Consider the following 16,653-nt stretch of genomic DNA (forward strand, 5'->3'; position numbering starts at 1 on the left):
TGCCTCTCGTAGATTTCGGGACACGACACCGGGCAGATATCAGCTGCCCGGTGTTGTGTTGTTTCCGTAGGGTTTTCGGTCTCAAGCGGTGGCCGGTTCCAAGATCACTTGATCGGCCGTGGGGTGACGGTCTCGGCAGCTATCGGCCTCGATGTGTGCGTCCATCAGGTCGGAGGCGTGGCCGTGGTAGTCGAGCGCGATGAGCAGCTCCACGAACACGTCGATTTCCGAGCAGCAGTTGTGCTCGACGACGCTGTCGAGATATTCGGCTGTCTCGAACAACTTCGCCCAGGCATCTGCTTTCTCGCAGATGTTGTGCAGGTCGTAGTCGTACATGGTTTTCCCTTTCGGTTGGGTTGGTGTCCTCGGTCATGCGGCGAGCAGTGCGGAGGCGTCTGTGAGGGCGTTCTCGGCGTTGGTGAGGTGGCCGCTTCGGACGCGGCCGTGTGGGAGGCACTTCGCGTGTGCGAGTTCCGCTGCGGCCCAGGTCGCCAGGCGACGAACCTGCTCGTTGCGCTCTTCGGCGCTCAATTGGCGGGGTGTGGTTTCCTCGAGGTTGATGATTGCGGTGCTCATGTCGGTGTTCCTTTGCTGGTAACTGGTGGTCGGCTAGTTGGTGGGGGTGGCGGCGGCGGCGATGTCCTCCTCGGGGTGTCCGGCGGCGCGGGCTGCGGCGAAGGCGTCGACCAGGGCGGTGATGTCGGTGAACCCTTCGCGGTTGGGGTCGAACATCGCTGCATCGAGGGCTGCGGTTGCCGAGGTAACTGCGGCCAGTGCGGGTGCGAGGGTGGGGGTCTCGGTGCTCATCGGTTGGTTTTCCTTTGCTCGAGGTTGGTGGGTGGTTGTCGCTACTCGGCGTTGACGCACTGTGCGGCGTCGTTGTGCATGCGAGGGCAGGAGTAGTCACCGCACCCGCAAGTCAGTCCGGCGTAGTGGCTGGTTGCTGCGTTGTAGTCGTCGCTCATCGGTGACCTTTCGTTCGCGACTGGGGACCAATCCCGTTCCCCGCCAATTTTTTTCGCCTTCTGGCATAGGAGAGTTGGACCGGCATGAGGGGGCCGGAGTGCAACTGGTGAGCGGAAGAGTTTTTCTGCGAGCCTGCGAGTGCGGGTTGAAAAAGTCTTTCGAGCCGAAGGCCGGAGCGAAGCGGAGTCAGCGGTTGCGCGCAGGTCACCGCCGGTCAGAATCGGAAGGCCAGAAGGAGAAACAAATAAGACGCTTTTCCGGAACGGAGCGCAGCGGAGTTCTCTTCGGGGGACACCGCAGGTGGCCGGGCCGCCGGGCAGGCGGATGGAGTAGGCAGTCCGACCGACCGGGTTGAGTGCCAGAAATTCACTCACAGGGAAAGAAAGCGGCAAGCGGCCCGTTTCCGTGTGCACATTCCCGGCCTGCAACCACCATTTCACCTAGTCATAAAGTGCGAGCGGCGCAAATGCCGGACTTCCGGTCCCTCGACCACGTGACCGAGGTCATCTTGTCGCAAATGTTCGGTTACTCGATTCTGCGATACCGTCAGTTACATCAAAGTGGGTTGCGGCCGATGCAGCCTTCGCGTCACAGGAGGTTTCCATGTCCCGTTCACGTATGGCCGTAGCTACGCTGCTGGTCCCGGTCGCAGCCGGCGCTGCCGCCCTCCTCGGCGCGGGTGCCGCATCTGCCGCAACCCCGTACTCCGGCAACGGGTATGTCGGCATTCGATTCGATCCGAACGAAACTCAATTCATTGCCGACACCAATGCCGCGGATTTCCTCGAGGTTGTTCCGAACGAATACTGGAGCATCGCCCTCGGCGAAGGCTCGATCTACAAGGGCGACGGCCAGTACGTCTACGCCAGCATCGATCAGTTGGTCGAGGAAACAGCGTCCCACCGAGGCGAGATCTCCTTCTCGCTCACCGATCCTGCGATCTGGAACAACAACATCTACATCCTCCAGAACTGGTGACCTAGGTCGAGTTCGTACGCGTAGGGCCGGTGAGCGCATAACTCACCGGCCCTTTTCGCGTGTCCGTAATTGCCCCGTTCAAGTGGTGGCCGGCACTTCCGCGATGGCGTCCGCGGTCACGAGCATGTCGATCTCTACGAGGTTAGTTCCGCCGGCATCGGTGACTCGCACGGTTACCCCGGCCAACCATTGCCCGTCGTGCATCCTTGCCCAGAATTTGAGAATGCCGTCGAGGTATCCGGACATGTAGAGCGCGGACGTTTTCACCCGCATGCTTACGTGATCGGCGCGTGAGGCTCCCCCGCGGCCGAGCGGGAGCGCACGGCCGATGTCGACTTTCACTGCCCGCGGCAGGTCGAATGTCCTGATCACGGGGTGAGCGGGCCATCGTTCGGACCAGTGGTCGGTGTTGATCACTGCGCCGCCCTCAATGGCGATACCCCGGCGGCGAGGGCGTCGTCGACGGAGGCCCAGCGGAGTTGTCCGGTGTCGTCGCGGACCTCCATGCGTCCGGTGCGTTGCTGGAATCCTCTGCCGGCGGCCGCGACGTCGAGCTGGACCCCTGTCACTCGCCCTCTCCCCGCGGATAGTCCTGAGTATCCGGAAACTCGGGACGAGATCCGCAGATCCGGACCGTCCCATTGCCCCTCAGTGACTATGAGCAGTGATCCCTTACTTCTCACACGTGCAGCGACCGCTCGCCCACGAGAGGGCGTCACACCACCTCCGGCGAGACCCAGGACAACTACGTCGAAGCCCTCCAGCAAAATTGCGGCGCAGTCGATTGCGGCGTCCTTTGGCTGAGGGATGAGGGCGAGCTTCGCTAGATTTCCACCTTGCTCGTGGAAGGAGAGGAGTCCGAGGCCGGGCATTCCGATTATGGCGACGTGTCCGCCGGCGGCGGTGACGGTGGCGAGCAGGCCGATGAGGACTGATGCTGCGCCGTCGACGCTGACGACGGTTCCGCGTGCCAGTCCCCCGCGTGGGAGTAGGTCACCGATCGGAGTAGGGACGGGAAGCATCCGGAGGGTCGATTGCGCGGTGGCGACAATCGGAGCCGGCTCGCGCTCGCCTACGGATTTGAGCATCACCGACGGCGTAGCGGGTTCGGTGACGTCGGAGCGGGCAGGGATCGAGGCTATCTTGCGGCGTAACTGTTCGAGCTTTTCCGCCTTGGTCAGCACTGTCGTTACTGATGAGTGGGGCTGTTGGTTCATCGTCGCCCCGCTTTCCTGGATCCGCGCGTACTTCCCGCACACCCAGGGTACTCGAACACAAGTTCGATTAGAACCGTATCGAAAGAGGCCCTGATCGCTACTGTCGGGCCACCGGCTCGAGCAATCTCGGATCGTTGTTTCTCGGAGAGTTCACAGCGGTGGAGACTTCGTACGGTTCGAGATGCGGCTCCGGAACGGAGTTGATCATGGCCTGAACCTCACCTTGTCGGTGAGGTTCGGGTCGCGCCAGTGCTCCCAGAACGATTCGGGCAAGATCAGCGGGGATCTGTCGTGTATGTGTCCCGTGGCATCGGTGGCCGGCCGGGTGAGGACTGCGCAGGTCCATATCCATTTGTCGGATCATCTTCGGGCAGTTCGGGATCGGGCCACAACTCGTAGAGTCCGGCCATTGCGATCAGGTCAAGCTGACGGTGCGGAGCTGGCGCTGGGGTTCGGCGGCGGGTTCGTCGCGTGGGGGTCGTTCGAGGATCACACGGACGGGTTATGTGGGGGCGACGTTGTAGGACGGCGGGAGCTCGTCGCCGACGGTTTGCATGGTGAATCGCTCCGGAGAGTCGGGGTGATTCACCTCGAAATATATTCAGTCCATTTGCAGAAGAAAGTTCGCATCGTTGAGCTCAAAGCGATTGATTTGAAGAAGTCTAAGACAAAGGACCTGTCATTGCAGGCAGGAGAGGCGTGAACGCGGAGTCAAGCGACTCTGCGATCGCTAGCGGCATATAGTTGTTCTGATCGACATCCAGATCAAACGTCCCGGTCTGACGGCCTTCGCGGTCTGAGCTTGATAGTGCCCACTCCACGGTCAATGATTGGGTTTCGATTGACTGCGGTAGCACCGTGAAAGCCGGCGACGTCAGGCGGTGGTCCGCTTGAAGATTCCCCACCCTCCATTCCAAGATGAGCCGACTATCTTCGCACGACAGGTGGAACTGGAGGTTCTGCAATGCTTCGAACTTGGCCAAAGGATCTGGAAAATGTGGAGCGAAGTCGATGTTCTGCCAGACTGGTGGGCTAGGGAGTGAATACTCCCCACCAACGTGACCGTCAAAGACTTCGACCAGATCTGACGGGAACGAAAGCCTCATTAGAACGGAACTCAAAGCATGGCCCGACGTGTTCTGAACCATCACACGCAGCTTGTTCCCTGAGCTTTCAACTAATGCCTGACGTGCGGCGAAGGGCAAAATACGTTCAACGTCAGTCATATATTTGTCGACCTGTGAGTCGAAATTTCGGCGTTTTCTGTCCCATACGCCGGTGTCACGATTCATCGCGCTTTGAAATGGTGTCGGATCCGGTACGGTCTGCTCGATCGAAGCACGTCGGGCCTCAACCCACTGTGCGATCTTCTTCGGAGAGTCATCGATAATGAACAATGGTTCAGGACATTGGGGCCGAACAACAATGTCGGAAATTTCGAGGGTTCGTTGGCCTGCGAGCAGTCGTTCCTCAAGTAGCCGAATGTCCTCGGGGCCTGCGTATTCGGTGCGCCCTGCGCGACGAACGAAGATGGTGCCGGCGTGGAACTTTTCGTAATTCTTACGAAGCGTGTGCATAGAGTCACCTGGACGAGGCGCATCGACGGTGACGACGAGGACAGCCTTTCCATCGATCTCGACGAAGGCGAGAGTCCATCGAACCGCTCCCCCAATGTAGGTCTTGAGCTTCTGACCAAGAAGTGCGCCGTCCGTTGCCGCGACACCGATTAACCCGTGATCATGCTCTGCTCCGACGACTAGGTAGGCAGTGCCCTCGCAGGTTTTGTTGGCGTCGATGATCGTTCGGTTCGCGAACCCAAGAACGGCTTTGGCGATGGCGAATAGTGCCTCGCTGGTAGTCAGGTCGTGGCTGCTCTTCCATTCCAGCCATCTGCTCTCGTCGTTTTTGTTGGCCGCTAGAACTGCCCTGACCAGCTGTTCAAGTTCGTCGTCGGATCGGAAGGCACGGTCAGTGGCGATGTTCAGGGTCACGGTGACATTTTGGCATGTCTTGTCCTGCAAATCAGGGTGTTTTGTTATGGCAAGACATGCATGTCGGCGACGAGTGAAAACTGAACGGATGTCGTCGGACGAAAATTAACCATCTTGTGTGAGTATTGTGGGAGGCTGATCTGCCCCGGCCGTGATGTCGCTGAGGCAGCCCGATTTTGCGTGAGCTGCCGAAACAGTGTTTTGACCCTTCATGAGCTTGTGGACACAGATCGTGAGCCCAACGAGTTCATGTTTCCTCGCCTGTAGGGTCATGGTGTGCCAGAATCCTTCGTTCATCTTCATAATCACACCGAGTACTCGATGCTCGACGGTGCGGCCAAGGTCGGCGCCATGTTCGAGGAGGTTGCTCGACTAGGCATGTCCGCTGTCGGCATGACCGATCACGGAAACATGTACGGCGCCAGCCAGTTCTACAACGAGGCGAAGAAAGCCGGCATCAAGCCGATCATCGGTATCGAGGCGTACATCGCGCCGGAATCCCGCTTCAACACCAAGCGCGTGAAGTGGGGCAATCCGGGTCAGAAGGGGGACGACGTCTCCGGCGGCGGCGCGTACACCCATCTGACGATGGTGGCCGAGAACGCGACGGGTCTGCGTAACCTGTTCAAGCTTTCGTCGCTCGCATCGATCGAAGGCCAATTCGGCAAGTACGCACGCATGGACGAAGAGATCATCGCCCAGCATGCCGAGGGCATCATCGCGGCCAGCGGCTGCCCTTCGGGTGAGGTGCAGACGCGTCTTCGTCTCGGCCACGATCGCGAGGCTCTCGAAGCGGCGGCCAAGTGGCAGGAGATCTTCGGCAAGGAAAACTATTTTATCGAGCTGATGGATCATGGAATATCGATCGAAAAGCGCGTGCGAGGTGGGCTGCTTGATATCTCCAGAGAGCTTGAGATCCCGCCGTTGGCGACCAACGACTGCCACTACGTGCACGACTCAGACGCGACGAATCATGCGGCGCTGCTGTGCATTCAGACCGGCAAGATGTTGTCGGACCCAAGCAGGCTTAAGCTGGACGGCTCCGGCTATTATCTCAAGTCCGCTGCCGAGATGCGCGCCATCTGGGACAACGAAGTACCGGGGGCGTGCGACAACACCGTTGCCATCGGCGAGCGTGTGCAGTCGTACGAGGACGTGTGGGCGTTCCACGACCGCATGCCGATCTTCCCGGTCCCGGAGGGTCATACACAGCAGACCTTCCTGCGTGCCGAGGTGATGCGCGGACTCGATCGCCGCTTCCCGAGCGGACCTCCGCAGGAGTACCTCGCCCGCGCCGACTACGAGATCGGCGTCATCAACGAAATGGGCTTCCCGGCCTACTTCCTGGTGGTCGGCGACCTGATCAACCACGCCAAGGACGTCGGCATCCGCGTCGGGCCCGGCCGTGGATCGGCAGCCGGTTCGTTGGTGGCCTACGCGATGGGGATCACCAACATCGACCCCATCCCGTACGGGTTGCTGTTCGAGCGATTCCTCAACCCCGAGCGCGTGTCCATGCCCGATATCGATATCGACTTCGATGATCGCCGTCGCGGCGAGATGGTTCGATACGCGACGGACAAGTGGGGCAACGACAAGGTCGCCCAGGTCATCACCTTCGGCACCATCAAGACCAAGGCTGCCATCAAGGACTCGGCTCGCGTCCAGTTCGGCAAGCCGGGCTACGCCATCGCCGATCAGATCACCAAGGCGCTCCCGCCGCCCATCATGGCCAAGGACATCTCGGTCTCCGGTATCACCGACCCGAAGCACGAGCGGTACAAGGAGGCCGCCGAGGTTCGAGCGCTCATCGACTCCAGCCCGGACGTCGCGAAGATCTACAAGACCGCGGTGGGTCTGGAAGGGCTGATCCGTAACGCCGGTGTGCACGCCTGCGCGGTCATCATGTCGTCCGAACCGCTCACCGACGCAATCCCGGTCTGGAAGCGCGCCCAGGACGGCGCCATCATCACCGGTTGGGACTACCCATCGTGTGAAGCCATCGGTCTGCTCAAGATGGACTTCCTCGGTCTGCGAAACCTCACGGTTATCGGCGACACGCTCGAGAACATCAAAGCCAACCGCGGCATCGATCTGGACCTCGACACGTTGCCGATGGACGATGCGGCAACATACGAACTGCTCGCCCGCGGCGACACTCTCGGTGTGTTCCAGCTCGACGGCGGCGGTATGCGCGAGTTGCTGAAACTGATGCAGCCCACCGGATTCGGCGACATCGTTGCCGCATTGGCGCTGTATCGACCGGGGCCGATGGGTGTGGACGCCCACATCTCGTACGCCAAGCGCAAGAACGCCTTGGAAGACGTCAAGCCGATTCACCCCGAGTTGGAGGAGCCGCTCGCGGAGATCCTCTCGGAAACGTACGGCCTGATCATCTACCAGGAGCAGATCATGCAACTGGCGCAGAAGGTGGCCGGTTACACCCTGGGTCAGGCCGACTTGCTGCGTCGTGCCATGGGTAAGAAGAAGCTGTCCGAGCTGGAAAAGGCCTACGCCGGCTTCCGGCAGGGCATGTTGGACAACAACTTCAGCGAAGCGGCCATCAAGGCGCTGTGGGACACGGTCCTTCCCTTCGCCGGGTACGCGTTCAACAAGTCGCACTCCGCCGGCTACGGACTCGTGTCGTACTGGACTGCGTACCTCAAGGCGAACTACCCGGCCGAGTACATGGCAGGTCTGCTGACCTCCGTCGGTGACGACAAGGACAAGTCCGCGATCTATCTCGCCGACTGCCGCAAGTTGGGCATCACCGTTCTCCCGCCGGACGTCAACGAGTCACGCGTCGACTTCGCGACCGTCGGCGACGACATCCGTTTCGGTATGGGGTCGGTGCGCAACGTCGGCGCCAACGTCGTTGCCTCGATCATCAAGGCGCGCACCGAGAAATCGAAGTTCACCGATTTCTCCGACTATCTCGGCAAGATCGACGCGATGGCATGCAACAAGAAGGTCACCGAATCTCTCATCAAGGCCGGTGCCTTCGACTCGTTGGGTCACCCGCGCAAGGGCCTGATGTTGGTTCATGCCGACGCCATCGATTCCGTGATGAGCACCAAGAAGGCAGAGGCGATCGGACAGTTCGACCTCTTCGGCGGTGCCGAGGCGGACGAGTCGATCACCTCGGTGTTCGACGTCAAGATTCCTGACGAAGAGTGGGACTCCAAGCATCGCCTGGCACTCGAACGAGAAATGTTGGGGCTGTATGTCTCCGGCCATCCGCTCAACGGAGTCGAGCACATTCTTCGCCAGCAGTCCGACACGTCCATCGCTGCGATACTCGAAGGCGGCGTTCAGGACGGTGCCCAGGTAACTCTCGGCGGAATCATTGCCTCGGTGGACCGTCGGGTCAACAAGAACGGTCTGACCTGGTGCATTGTGCAGCTCGAAGACCTCGTGGGTGGAATCGAGGTGCTGTTCTTCCCGCAGGCCTACGCCGTGTACGGGATGGACATCGCCGAGGATGCCATCGTGTTGGTCAAGGCTCGCGTTTCGATCCGAGACGATCGGATGTCGCTGATCGGCAACGACCTTGCGGTGCCTGATATTTCGGCGATCGGGGTCGCACGCCCTTTGACCGTGTCGTTGCCTGTCCGTCAGTGCACCAAGGACAAGCTCAGTGCTCTCAAGCAGGTGCTGACCAGACATCCGGGAACGTCCGACGTCCATGTCCGGCTGATCGGCGGAACCGAGATCAGCTTGTGGAAGGTCGACGACGTCCTTCGGGTCGAACCGTCCTCGGCGCTGATGGGCGACCTGAAGGCGCTACTCGGACCTGGCTGCCTTGCCGGTTGAACTCCATGAACTTACTGGGCAATGACTTGATGAATAGCTGCTGCTCACTCGGCTCCTCTTTGTGTAAGTGATGGGTGTGGGAGGGAGCGTGTTCGGGGCCGCGTCCTATGCTCGAACGGTCTATCCCGGAGGAGGACCTCATCGCAGGGGGGAGAAGGAGTTCGCCTTCCGGGGCGGACCACCGCAGGTGCTCCGGTGCGACAATGGGCCCGAGTTCATCTCCGAGGCTTGAGGACGTTTTGCGAGGAATCAAGTCGGTGTCGGTTCGGTTCGCCTGGTTAGCTGTAGAACGGGTACATCTAGTCGTTCGACAACCTTGTCTATGATGAATGCTCTTAAACAGGAACGAATTCAACAGTGTCCTCGTGGTCATCGAGGATGGGAAGGAGGATATGCAACACCAGGCACCGTCCTTCATAGCTGGAGTACCAAACTCCACATGAGTACGCTGCCAGCTTGTATTCACACGCGTTGATTCTTCTGCTGCCGAGTGGCTCAACAACGGTGCCCTACCAGGCTGTTAGGTATCTATACACTCGATTCTAAGCTCGCGCAGGCGAGTCTTGTACAGCTCGATGTTGCCGAGCTTGATGTCCTCGTAGCCGCGAACCACGTCCGGCAGTGCCGCGATCTCGACGGCGCGATCGTATCCGTCGGTTGCGAGCGTACGAGAGAGATCAGCGATCATGGCCTCGTACTCGGCGAGCAGTTCACGCTCGACCTTGCGGACGTGCATGTAGCCGAAGGGATCGAGCTTGGTACCGCGCAGCTTCTTGCCCTTGGCCAGAACCTTCAGTGCAACATGCGACTTGGGCCCGAGGCCGATCTTCTTCTTGCGGCCCATCACTCGGAGGATCGGGGGGTGGAGCTTGTAGGTCAGGTTCTCCCCGGCCGGCACCTGCGACTTGACGTCTTCGATGAAGGCAGGATCGACCAGCATGCGAGCAACTTCGTACTCGTCCTTGTACGCGGTGAACTTGAACAGGCCGCGGGCGACCGCTTCACTGAAATCGGTCCGCTCGGTTGCGGCACGTTCAGCAGTCCAGACTGCCTGAACCTGATCGATGTAGCGCTGGGCGATCTTGACGGACTGGAACTCGATGAGCTGTGCCGCACGCAGTTCGACCAGTCGCAGGGTTTCACCGGTGAAGGTGGTTCCGGCGAACATGTGAGCCGGTGCGACAACGGGTTCGCGGACGGACTTGGCCGGCGTGGTGACGGCCGAGAACGCTGCAGTGTCGGCAATTGCTGCACGGCCCCAACGGAATGCCGCGATGTTCGCGTCCACGGCAACGCCGTTGATGCCGATCGCTTCTTCGATGGCCTCGGCCGGCAGACGAAGTCCACCGCTCTGGTAGGCAGCACCGATCAGCAGGAAGTTGGCGGCTGCGGTGTTACCGAACAACTCCTGTGCCGCGGCGAGTGCGTCGAACGAGCGCAGGGTGCGCGACACCTTGTCGAGACGGGCGAGGAGCGACGTCTCCTCGGGGTAGCGAACAGCCTTGTCGTAGACCATGTCTCCGGTCGGCGTCTGCGACGTCGATGCGATGGAGACCGTCTTCTCGGCGTTGCCGTAGTCGAGGTTCTTGTTGTCCGTCGCGGTCAGCAGGTCGAAGGCGACGATGCAATCCGCGCTGCCCGGGGTGAGGCGGTTGGACGGCTCGAGCGCGCTGGAGCTGAAACGCAGGTGCGAGACAACCGGTCCGGCCTTCTGGCTCAGGCCGATCTGGTCAAGGCTCTCCACCTCGAGGCCGGCGCGCAGTGCCGCCGTTGCGAGCACCTGGTTGACGGTCACGATACCGGTGCCGCCGATGCCCGCGAGGAACACGTTCTGCGTGCTGGTGAGCGGTCCGAAATCGGGATCTGCGACAACGGGCGGGACGGGACGTGCGGCCTTGGGAGCCTTCTTGCCCGGCACCAGTTCGACGGTCACGAATGAGGGGCAATCGCCGTCCATGCAGGTGTAGTCCGTGTTGCAGGACGTCTGGTCGATCTTCGTCTTGCGACCGTACTCGGTGTCCACAGGCTGGACCGAGAGGCAGTTCGACTTCACACCGCAGTCACCGCAGCCCTCGCACACTGCCTCGTTGATGACGACGCGAGTGTTGCGAGTGGGCAGCGTGCCACGCTTGCGCTGGCGACGAGCGTCGGCCGCACAGTGCTGGTCGTAGATCAACACTGTGACGCCCTTGATCTCGCGAAGCTCCTTCTGAGCCTCGTCGAGGCGATCGCGGTGCCAGAGCTTGGTGCCCTTGGCCAGAGCGCGCTTGTTGTGGCGCGAAGGCTCGTCGGCGCAGATGATGATCTGCTTGACGCCCTCGGTGGTCAGCTTGTGGCTGAGTTGAGCAACGGAGAGGGCACCTTCTGCGTCCTGTGCACCGGTCATCGCCACTACTTCGTTGTAGAGCAACTTGTAGGTGATGTTCACGCCTGCGGCGATGCACGCCTGGACAGCCAACTGACCGGAGTGGAAGAAGGTGCCGTCGCCGATGTTCTGGAACAGGTGAGGCACGTCGGTGAACGGTGCCTGCCCGATCCACTGGCTGCCCTCGCCGCCCATCTGCGTCAGGCGCCTGGACAGCCAACTGACCGGAGTGGAAGAAGGTGCCGTCGCCGATGTTCTGGAACAGGTGAGGCACGTCGGTGAACGGTGCCTGCCCGATCCACTGGCTGCCCTCGCCGCCCATCTGCGTCAGGCCGGTGACAGCGCTGTCCTCACGGCCGGACATGGTGACGAGTGTGTGGCAACCGATTCCGCCGCCGCCGATTGAACCCTCGGGGATAGCGGTGGAACGGTTGTGGGGGCACCCACTGCAGAAGTACGCGGTTCGCTTGGCGGAGAGCACGTTCAGTGACAGCGGTGCAGGGAGGGTGCGCTTGAGCTCGACGTGCGGCTTCAGTACGCGCCGCAACGGGGCGAGCAACCGGCCTGCGGTCAGTTCACCACTGGCAGGCATGAGCAGACGGCCCTGTCCGTCACGCTTGCCGATGATGCGAGGAGCATCGTCGGTGCCGTACAGGACTTCCCGGATCTGAGCTTCGATGAACGCGGTCTTGTCCTCGACCACGACGATCTGCTCGAGACCTTCGGCGAACTCCCTGATCTTCTCGCCAACGACGGGGTAGCACATTCCGATGCGAAGGAGACGGATCCCGGCGCGGTGCAGCGCCGCATCATCGACGCCGAGGTCTGCCAGAGCTTGGCGGACGGAGTCGAAAGTTGTACCGGTGGCGGCGATACCGATCTTCGCACCCGAGGGGTTGACCTCGATCACATCGAGATTGTTGGCAGTTCCGTACGCGTGAACAAGATCCCATCGCGGGCCGTACAGATCGGCCTCGGCAATGACACTGTCCGGCGGCGCAGCCATCTGACGCTGCTTGTAGACGAAGGGCTTGCCCTCGAACTGCACTTCCGGAACCACGATGTCGAAGTCCGCGATGCTGCCGTCGATCGTCCAGGCACCGTCGGCGACGTCGGCGACGATCTTCAGCGCTACGACGCAACCGGACACCCGCGAGAGTGCAACGGCGTGCATACCCATCGTGATGATCTCTTCGGCATTGCGTGGGAAGAGAACCGGCACACCCATCGCGGCAAGCGAGCGCTCGCTGACGGCCGGAACGGAGGAGGACTTCGACGCCGGGTCGTCGCCCACCAGCAGGACGACGCCGCCCTTGGGGTTCACGCCGTACATGTTGGCGTGGCGAATGGTGTCGGTAGCGCGGTCGACGCCGGGGCCCTTGCCGTACCAGACGCCGGTCACGCCGTCGTGGGTCGCGGTTCCGGCCGGGAGATCCGTCTGGCTTCCCCATACCGCGGTGGCAGCGAGCTCCTCGTTGAAGCCGGGGATGAAGGTGATGTCGTGTTCTGCGAGCACCTTGGGCATGCCGTGAAGCATCCTGTCGACGCCGCCCAGTGGGCTGCCCTGGTAACCGGAGACGAAGGTGGCAATGCGCTTACCTGCCCGGTTGTCGCGAACGTGCTGCTCGACGAAGCCGCGTGCAATTGCCTGAACACCGGTCAGCAACACCGGTCCCGATCCCGACCGGTACCGATCATCGAGGTCATAGGGCTTGGCCTGGGCTACGCCCGACACCAGTTCAGTCATCGTGGCTACCGTCCTTATCTGGTTACACCTGCAGTACTGATCAGCTGATATTCACCGTCGAAGGACCCCGTTCGGTGAGCCATTTGAGGGGGGGCCATGCCAGGCTTGACATTAGCGCCTGGATAGGTATCGACGCCTGCAGGGCACACCGGTTGACATACCGACCTGTTGGTACTATAAAGGTTCCTATTGTCTTCAACAATATGACGTGCCAGGGGAATATTTCGATCAGCCAAATGTAACACTAATATTTTCAATGCCGCCACATGTAAATATACGCACGGAAAACGGAAGATGAACGGATGGCACCTATTCATTGATTCTCGTGTCGAGGTGGTGATGTTGATAGAGTTAAGCGCAAGTCGATGCCGACGATCAGAACCAAAAGAGGCGATCGGGACGATCAGGACAAAAAGCGGCAATCGGGACGATCAGGACAAAAAGCGGCGATCGGGACCATTGGAGGGGCGATTCGGGACCAATGGATTGCAAATCGGGCACATCATCGACAAAGATGCGGCGACCACAAAATGACTGACGAACAAGGGGTTGCAGATGGCTGAACTTCCTGAGCTCAGATCACCCGAAGAGCTGATTAGGGATGGATATGTGTGGGTCGACGGGGCGTGTCACTGTCAAAATGTGCAATTCTCAGCACTGTTTAGCAAATCTATCATAATAACTAGATGCAATTGTGGAATCTGCTACAAGTCGGGCCATCAAGAGCTCCTCGTACACGAAAGCAGATTTGAACTCAAAAGCGGCCGTGAGTTTCTGAAAGAGTACAGATTTGGTGACTTTCGAGCAGATCATACTTTTTGTGTCGTCTGCGGCATAATGCCGTTCTATCGCCCAAAATCAAATCCCGATTCTTACAGTGTAAACGCCAGATGCATCGATCTTTCATTCGCAACCCAGACTGAATGGTGCGACTTCGATGGAAAAAATTGGCAGGCAAGCATCGACAAGGGAATGCATCGCGCAACACAGTAAGTCAAACTCGAAACGATTTCCCCGCCGCCGGTCAAGTATCAGAAATCTAGTGGACAATCTCTAGGTTGTGCGCACAGAAGCCGAAGGAGCTACACCGCTAGATGAACACACAAGTCCATTTACACGCTGACTACAAAAAAATGAATCGCATCAGCGCCGGCAACTGGGACTATGCACTGGAAAAGGGCGTACACGGAGGATGGTTCGAGCCCGTCGGGCTCGGAAAGATCAAGAGAAACTCCGACGGTCTTACTGCCTGGAACATGTCATCGTACTCGTATCTTGGTCTCGACGAGGATGAAAGAATTCTACTCGCGGCACAAGAGGCTTTGTCGAAAAGTCGAGTCCTGAATTCGTCTCTTTCGCGGGTGCGTATGACGCTGCCGCTGCTGGAATTGGCTGAATCAGAACTAGGAAATCTTTTTCAGGCTGACGTTGGGACTCTCAATTCGTGTGCAGCGGCCGTTTGGGCGACACTACCGGTGCTGGCATCGGGATTGTTGACGAACGGTGTCCCTCCTGTGATGGCTTTCGATAAAAAAGCTCATTTTTGCATGCTGTCGCTAAAAGCGGCCTGCGCCGATGAGACTGAAGTTGTCACAATTGAACACAACGACATGGAAGCCCTTGAGAGGTTGTGTCAGAAGCATAAGCGTGTGGCATACGTTTGTGATTCTGTCTATAGCACCGGCGGGACAGTTGCGCCGATGGAGCAGCTCATTGAGCTCCAAAACAAGTACGGGCTATTCCTGTATTTTGACGAAGCTCACAGTACCTCGGTAGTTGGGGTGAACGGCCGAGGATATGCTTTAAAAGCATTGGGTGAAATAAATAGCCAGACGATGATTGTCACCTCCCTGAACAAGGGTTTTGGTGCGTCAGGTGGCGCTGTGTTATTTGGTCCACAAGGCAATCTCGAAAGCCGCTATGCTGTGCAGCGCGCCAGTGGTCCAATGATGTGGTCTCAACGGATCAACACACCGGGCCTGGGTGCCATCCGTAAATCAATTGAAATTCATATGTCTGATGAGCTTCCTGAATTGCAAGCGAATCTAGCCAATAATATGGCGTACTTTGATGCGCAGATTGCGAGTAATGGCTCAGGGAATGTCGTGCCTATACGCTACATTGTGGTAGGGGATGAACGGAGCGCCATCGACGTGTCCGCCGACCTGCTCAAACTCGGATTCTATGCCGAACCAGACTTCTTCCCAATCGTGCGCAGAGGCGAAGCAGGACTTAGGATCAGAATTCGTTCAACAATGACAGCTGAATCCATCGCTGAGTTCGCCTATGCACTGTCGAGCGTAGTAAAGGATTGAAGCACGGAAAAGCCGTTGTCTTTAAAAGCGGCAGCCCGGATTTAGACCACGTAGACCACGGGCTTCAAATGTTGCAAAACCGCCATTGACACTACAGGGAGGGTGTTATGTTCGAAAGTGTAGATGATGTACTGCGGCCGATCCGTGATAAATACGTCGCGGACCGCTTTGCTTTCATCAATGGGTCCGATATGCAAGATATTGTCTCCAAGCTTGGTGCCACGCAATCAGATCTCGAGAAGCTGCGGGAGGTTAGCGACAATCTGGCTCCTGATCCGACTCTGGAGTTCCGCGAATCGAAAAATGGACGGTACTATATTGATTATGAAGCATCTGAAATAATTCGGACGGTGCAGCAACCCTTCGTACTGTCGGTTGCAGAAGACTTTAAACGGCACGACTCAGGGCAGCTCAGAAAATTCGCGGATATCGAGAACGATCTTCAAGGCAACACAGCCTTCCGTGCTCTTCTGATATTCAAGGCATACATGACCTACCAGACTGCGGTCCGCCAACGTCCATCGCTTGATTATCAGACAGCTAATTGGATTTGCACTCTCTTCAACCTGAGGGTCATAACCAGGCCAGGTCTGATTGGTGAGCCGGCACTTGAAGGTGTGCACAGCGACGGAGTAGACCATACGATGACTACGTTCCTTGGAAGTAGGAACATGGAGAAGTTGGCTGCTAAGACGCGAATCCACGATGTGAAGGAAGCAAACGGTGTTCGATGGAATGAAGCAGCGCCTGAATATCTACTAGCAGAAGTTCAGCATTCGGAATTCTTGGATACGCTCATGATTTTCGACCACGAGCGTAAACATAGCGTCTCGCCATTAATGCCAGAAGATCCATCGGATTTGGCACGTCGGGACATGCTGATTTTCTTTACGCGAAAGCCGGCAGTTGAAGGGCATATATCATTCGAGCATGACAAGAGGAATCCGCATTCCGAATACCCTCTTAATGTGAATCTTCGTTGACGGTATTCAGTAGTTAAGGGAACGAGGCTCGATGTGAGTATGCACGACCGCACCAGTAAAGTCACTGAGGGCAAGATAGTTGACAAGGTCGCCGCTGAGCGTCTGGCAGCCGAAGGGCCGGCAGTAGATCAATCAGGCTATTCGGCAGATCCGAAGATGATAGCGTTATCGCCTTTCCTCGGGACATGGCACTGCAATTCCGTTGTATACGAGGAGGGGCGCGAATCCGAGCCCGTCCACGGGCTGTTTGTCGGAAAGCTATCTCCCGTACTTGGAGG

14 protein-coding genes and 1 pseudogene are annotated in these 16,653 nt (G+C 58.8%); 6 read left to right on the forward strand and 9 right to left on the reverse strand.

The window, feature by feature from the left end:
• Nucleotides 1-81 precede the first annotated feature (81 nt).
• From GJB56_RS31070 to GJB56_RS31080, 3 genes are read right to left on the reverse strand one after another with little or no spacing between them, the layout of a single operon-like run.
• Nucleotides 82-336 (reverse strand): hypothetical protein, encoded by a 255-nt coding sequence (locus GJB56_RS31070; protein WP_113684376.1) that lies wholly within the window; start codon nt 334-336, stop codon nt 82-84.
• A 33-nt stretch (nt 337-369) separates the two neighbouring features.
• Nucleotides 370-576 carry a hypothetical protein gene (locus GJB56_RS31075; RefSeq protein ID WP_113684377.1) on the reverse strand — a complete coding sequence of 69 codons (207 nt, stop codon included), beginning with the start codon at nt 574-576 and terminating at the stop codon, nt 370-372.
• A 33-nt stretch (nt 577-609) separates the two neighbouring features.
• Nucleotides 610-807, reverse strand: coding sequence for a hypothetical protein (locus GJB56_RS31080; protein ID WP_113684378.1), 198 nt, complete (start codon nt 805-807; stop codon nt 610-612).
• A gap of 762 nt (nt 808-1,569) precedes the next feature.
• Between GJB56_RS31080 and GJB56_RS31085 the strand changes: the two genes are divergently transcribed.
• On the forward strand, nt 1,570-1,944 hold the full coding sequence (locus GJB56_RS31085) for a hypothetical protein (protein ID WP_154606764.1): 375 nt from the start codon (nt 1,570-1,572) through the stop codon (nt 1,942-1,944).
• 78 nt (nt 1,945-2,022) lie between these two features.
• Here GJB56_RS31085 and GJB56_RS31090 read toward each other — a convergent pair whose 3' ends face one another.
• Together GJB56_RS31090 and GJB56_RS31095 are read right to left on the reverse strand one after the other, a co-directional pair.
• The gene (locus tag GJB56_RS31090) at nt 2,023-2,361 is read right to left on the reverse strand and encodes a hypothetical protein (RefSeq protein ID WP_113684380.1); all 339 of its coding nucleotides are present in this window, start codon (nt 2,359-2,361) and stop codon (nt 2,023-2,025) included.
• Nucleotides 2,358-3,161, reverse strand: a complete 804-nt coding sequence (locus GJB56_RS31095; RefSeq protein WP_195849661.1) for a hypothetical protein — start codon at nt 3,159-3,161, stop codon at nt 2,358-2,360. The genes GJB56_RS31090 and GJB56_RS31095 overlap by 4 nt, the downstream gene beginning before the upstream one ends.
• Between GJB56_RS31095 and GJB56_RS32170 the strand changes: the two genes are divergently transcribed.
• Nucleotides 3,128-3,232 (forward strand): hypothetical protein, encoded by a 105-nt coding sequence (locus GJB56_RS32170; protein WP_442792736.1) that lies wholly within the window; start codon nt 3,128-3,130, stop codon nt 3,230-3,232. The two genes, GJB56_RS31095 and GJB56_RS32170, sit on opposite strands and share 34 nt — an antisense overlap.
• A gap of 133 nt (nt 3,233-3,365) precedes the next feature.
• On the opposite strand, the gene GJB56_RS32175 is transcribed toward GJB56_RS32170, so the two are convergent.
• A complete protein-coding gene (locus GJB56_RS32175) occupies nt 3,366-3,509 on the reverse strand; it encodes an SOS response-associated peptidase family protein (RefSeq protein WP_442792737.1) in 144 nt (47 codons plus the stop codon).
• A 314-nt stretch (nt 3,510-3,823) separates the two neighbouring features.
• Entirely contained in the window at nt 3,824-5,152 is a 1,329-nt protein-coding gene (locus GJB56_RS31110) for an AlbA family DNA-binding domain-containing protein (protein WP_162793465.1), read from the reverse strand.
• 276 nt (nt 5,153-5,428) lie between these two features.
• Between GJB56_RS31110 and dnaE the strand changes: the two genes are divergently transcribed.
• Nucleotides 5,429-8,965, forward strand: a complete 3,537-nt coding sequence (dnaE, locus tag GJB56_RS31115; protein WP_154606765.1) for a DNA polymerase III subunit alpha — start codon at nt 5,429-5,431, stop codon at nt 8,963-8,965.
• Between the two features lie 520 nt (nt 8,966-9,485).
• Here the strand turns inward: dnaE and GJB56_RS32180 are convergent.
• Nucleotides 9,486-11,144, reverse strand: coding sequence for a DUF6537 domain-containing protein (locus GJB56_RS32180; RefSeq protein WP_442792735.1), 1,659 nt, complete (start codon nt 11,142-11,144; stop codon nt 9,486-9,488).
• A gap of 403 nt (nt 11,145-11,547) precedes the next feature.
• Nucleotides 11,548-13,077 (reverse strand): annotated as a pseudogene (locus GJB56_RS32185) (indolepyruvate ferredoxin oxidoreductase family protein); the annotation flags it as partial.
• A 555-nt stretch (nt 13,078-13,632) separates the two neighbouring features.
• Between GJB56_RS32185 and GJB56_RS31125 the strand changes: the two are divergent.
• From GJB56_RS31125 to GJB56_RS31135, 3 genes are all read left to right on the forward strand, one after another.
• A complete protein-coding gene (locus GJB56_RS31125) occupies nt 13,633-14,070 on the forward strand; it encodes a GFA family protein (protein ID WP_113684319.1) in 438 nt (145 codons plus the stop codon).
• 101 nt (nt 14,071-14,171) lie between these two features.
• On the forward strand, nt 14,172-15,392 hold the full coding sequence (locus tag GJB56_RS31130) for an aminotransferase class I/II-fold pyridoxal phosphate-dependent enzyme (RefSeq protein WP_113684320.1): 1,221 nt from the start codon (nt 14,172-14,174) through the stop codon (nt 15,390-15,392).
• A gap of 107 nt (nt 15,393-15,499) precedes the next feature.
• The gene (locus tag GJB56_RS31135; protein WP_205318862.1) at nt 15,500-16,375 is read left to right on the forward strand and encodes a 2OG-Fe dioxygenase family protein; all 876 of its coding nucleotides are present in this window, start codon (nt 15,500-15,502) and stop codon (nt 16,373-16,375) included.
• Nucleotides 16,376-16,653: the final 278 nt, after the last annotated feature.

The organism is Rhodococcus sp. AQ5-07, assembly GCF_009707305.1.
Classification (GTDB): Bacteria; Actinomycetota; Actinomycetes; order Mycobacteriales; family Mycobacteriaceae; genus Rhodococcus_F; species Rhodococcus_F erythropolis.

Excerpts from the sequence above, each read along its gene's own strand:
- GJB56_RS31070 (WP_113684376.1), bottom strand. The coding sequence starts at position 336 with ATGTACGACTACGACCTGCACAACATCTGCGAGAAAGCAGATGCCTGG.
- GJB56_RS31075 (WP_113684377.1), bottom strand. The coding sequence starts at position 576 with ATGAGCACCGCAATCATCAACCTCGAGGAAACCACACCCCGCCAATTG.
- GJB56_RS31080 (WP_113684378.1), bottom strand. The coding sequence starts at position 807 with ATGAGCACCGAGACCCCCACCCTCGCACCCGCACTGGCCGCAGTTACC.
- GJB56_RS31085 (WP_154606764.1), top strand. The coding sequence starts at position 1,570 with ATGTCCCGTTCACGTATGGCCGTAGCTACGCTGCTGGTCCCGGTCGCA.
- GJB56_RS31095 (WP_195849661.1), bottom strand. The coding sequence starts at position 3,161 with ATGAACCAACAGCCCCACTCATCAGTAACGACAGTGCTGACCAAGGCG.
- GJB56_RS31125 (WP_113684319.1), top strand. The coding sequence starts at position 13,633 with ATGGCTGAACTTCCTGAGCTCAGATCACCCGAAGAGCTGATTAGGGAT.
- GJB56_RS31130 (WP_113684320.1), top strand. The coding sequence starts at position 14,172 with ATGAACACACAAGTCCATTTACACGCTGACTACAAAAAAATGAATCGC.
- GJB56_RS31135 (WP_205318862.1), top strand. The coding sequence starts at position 15,500 with ATGTTCGAAAGTGTAGATGATGTACTGCGGCCGATCCGTGATAAATAC.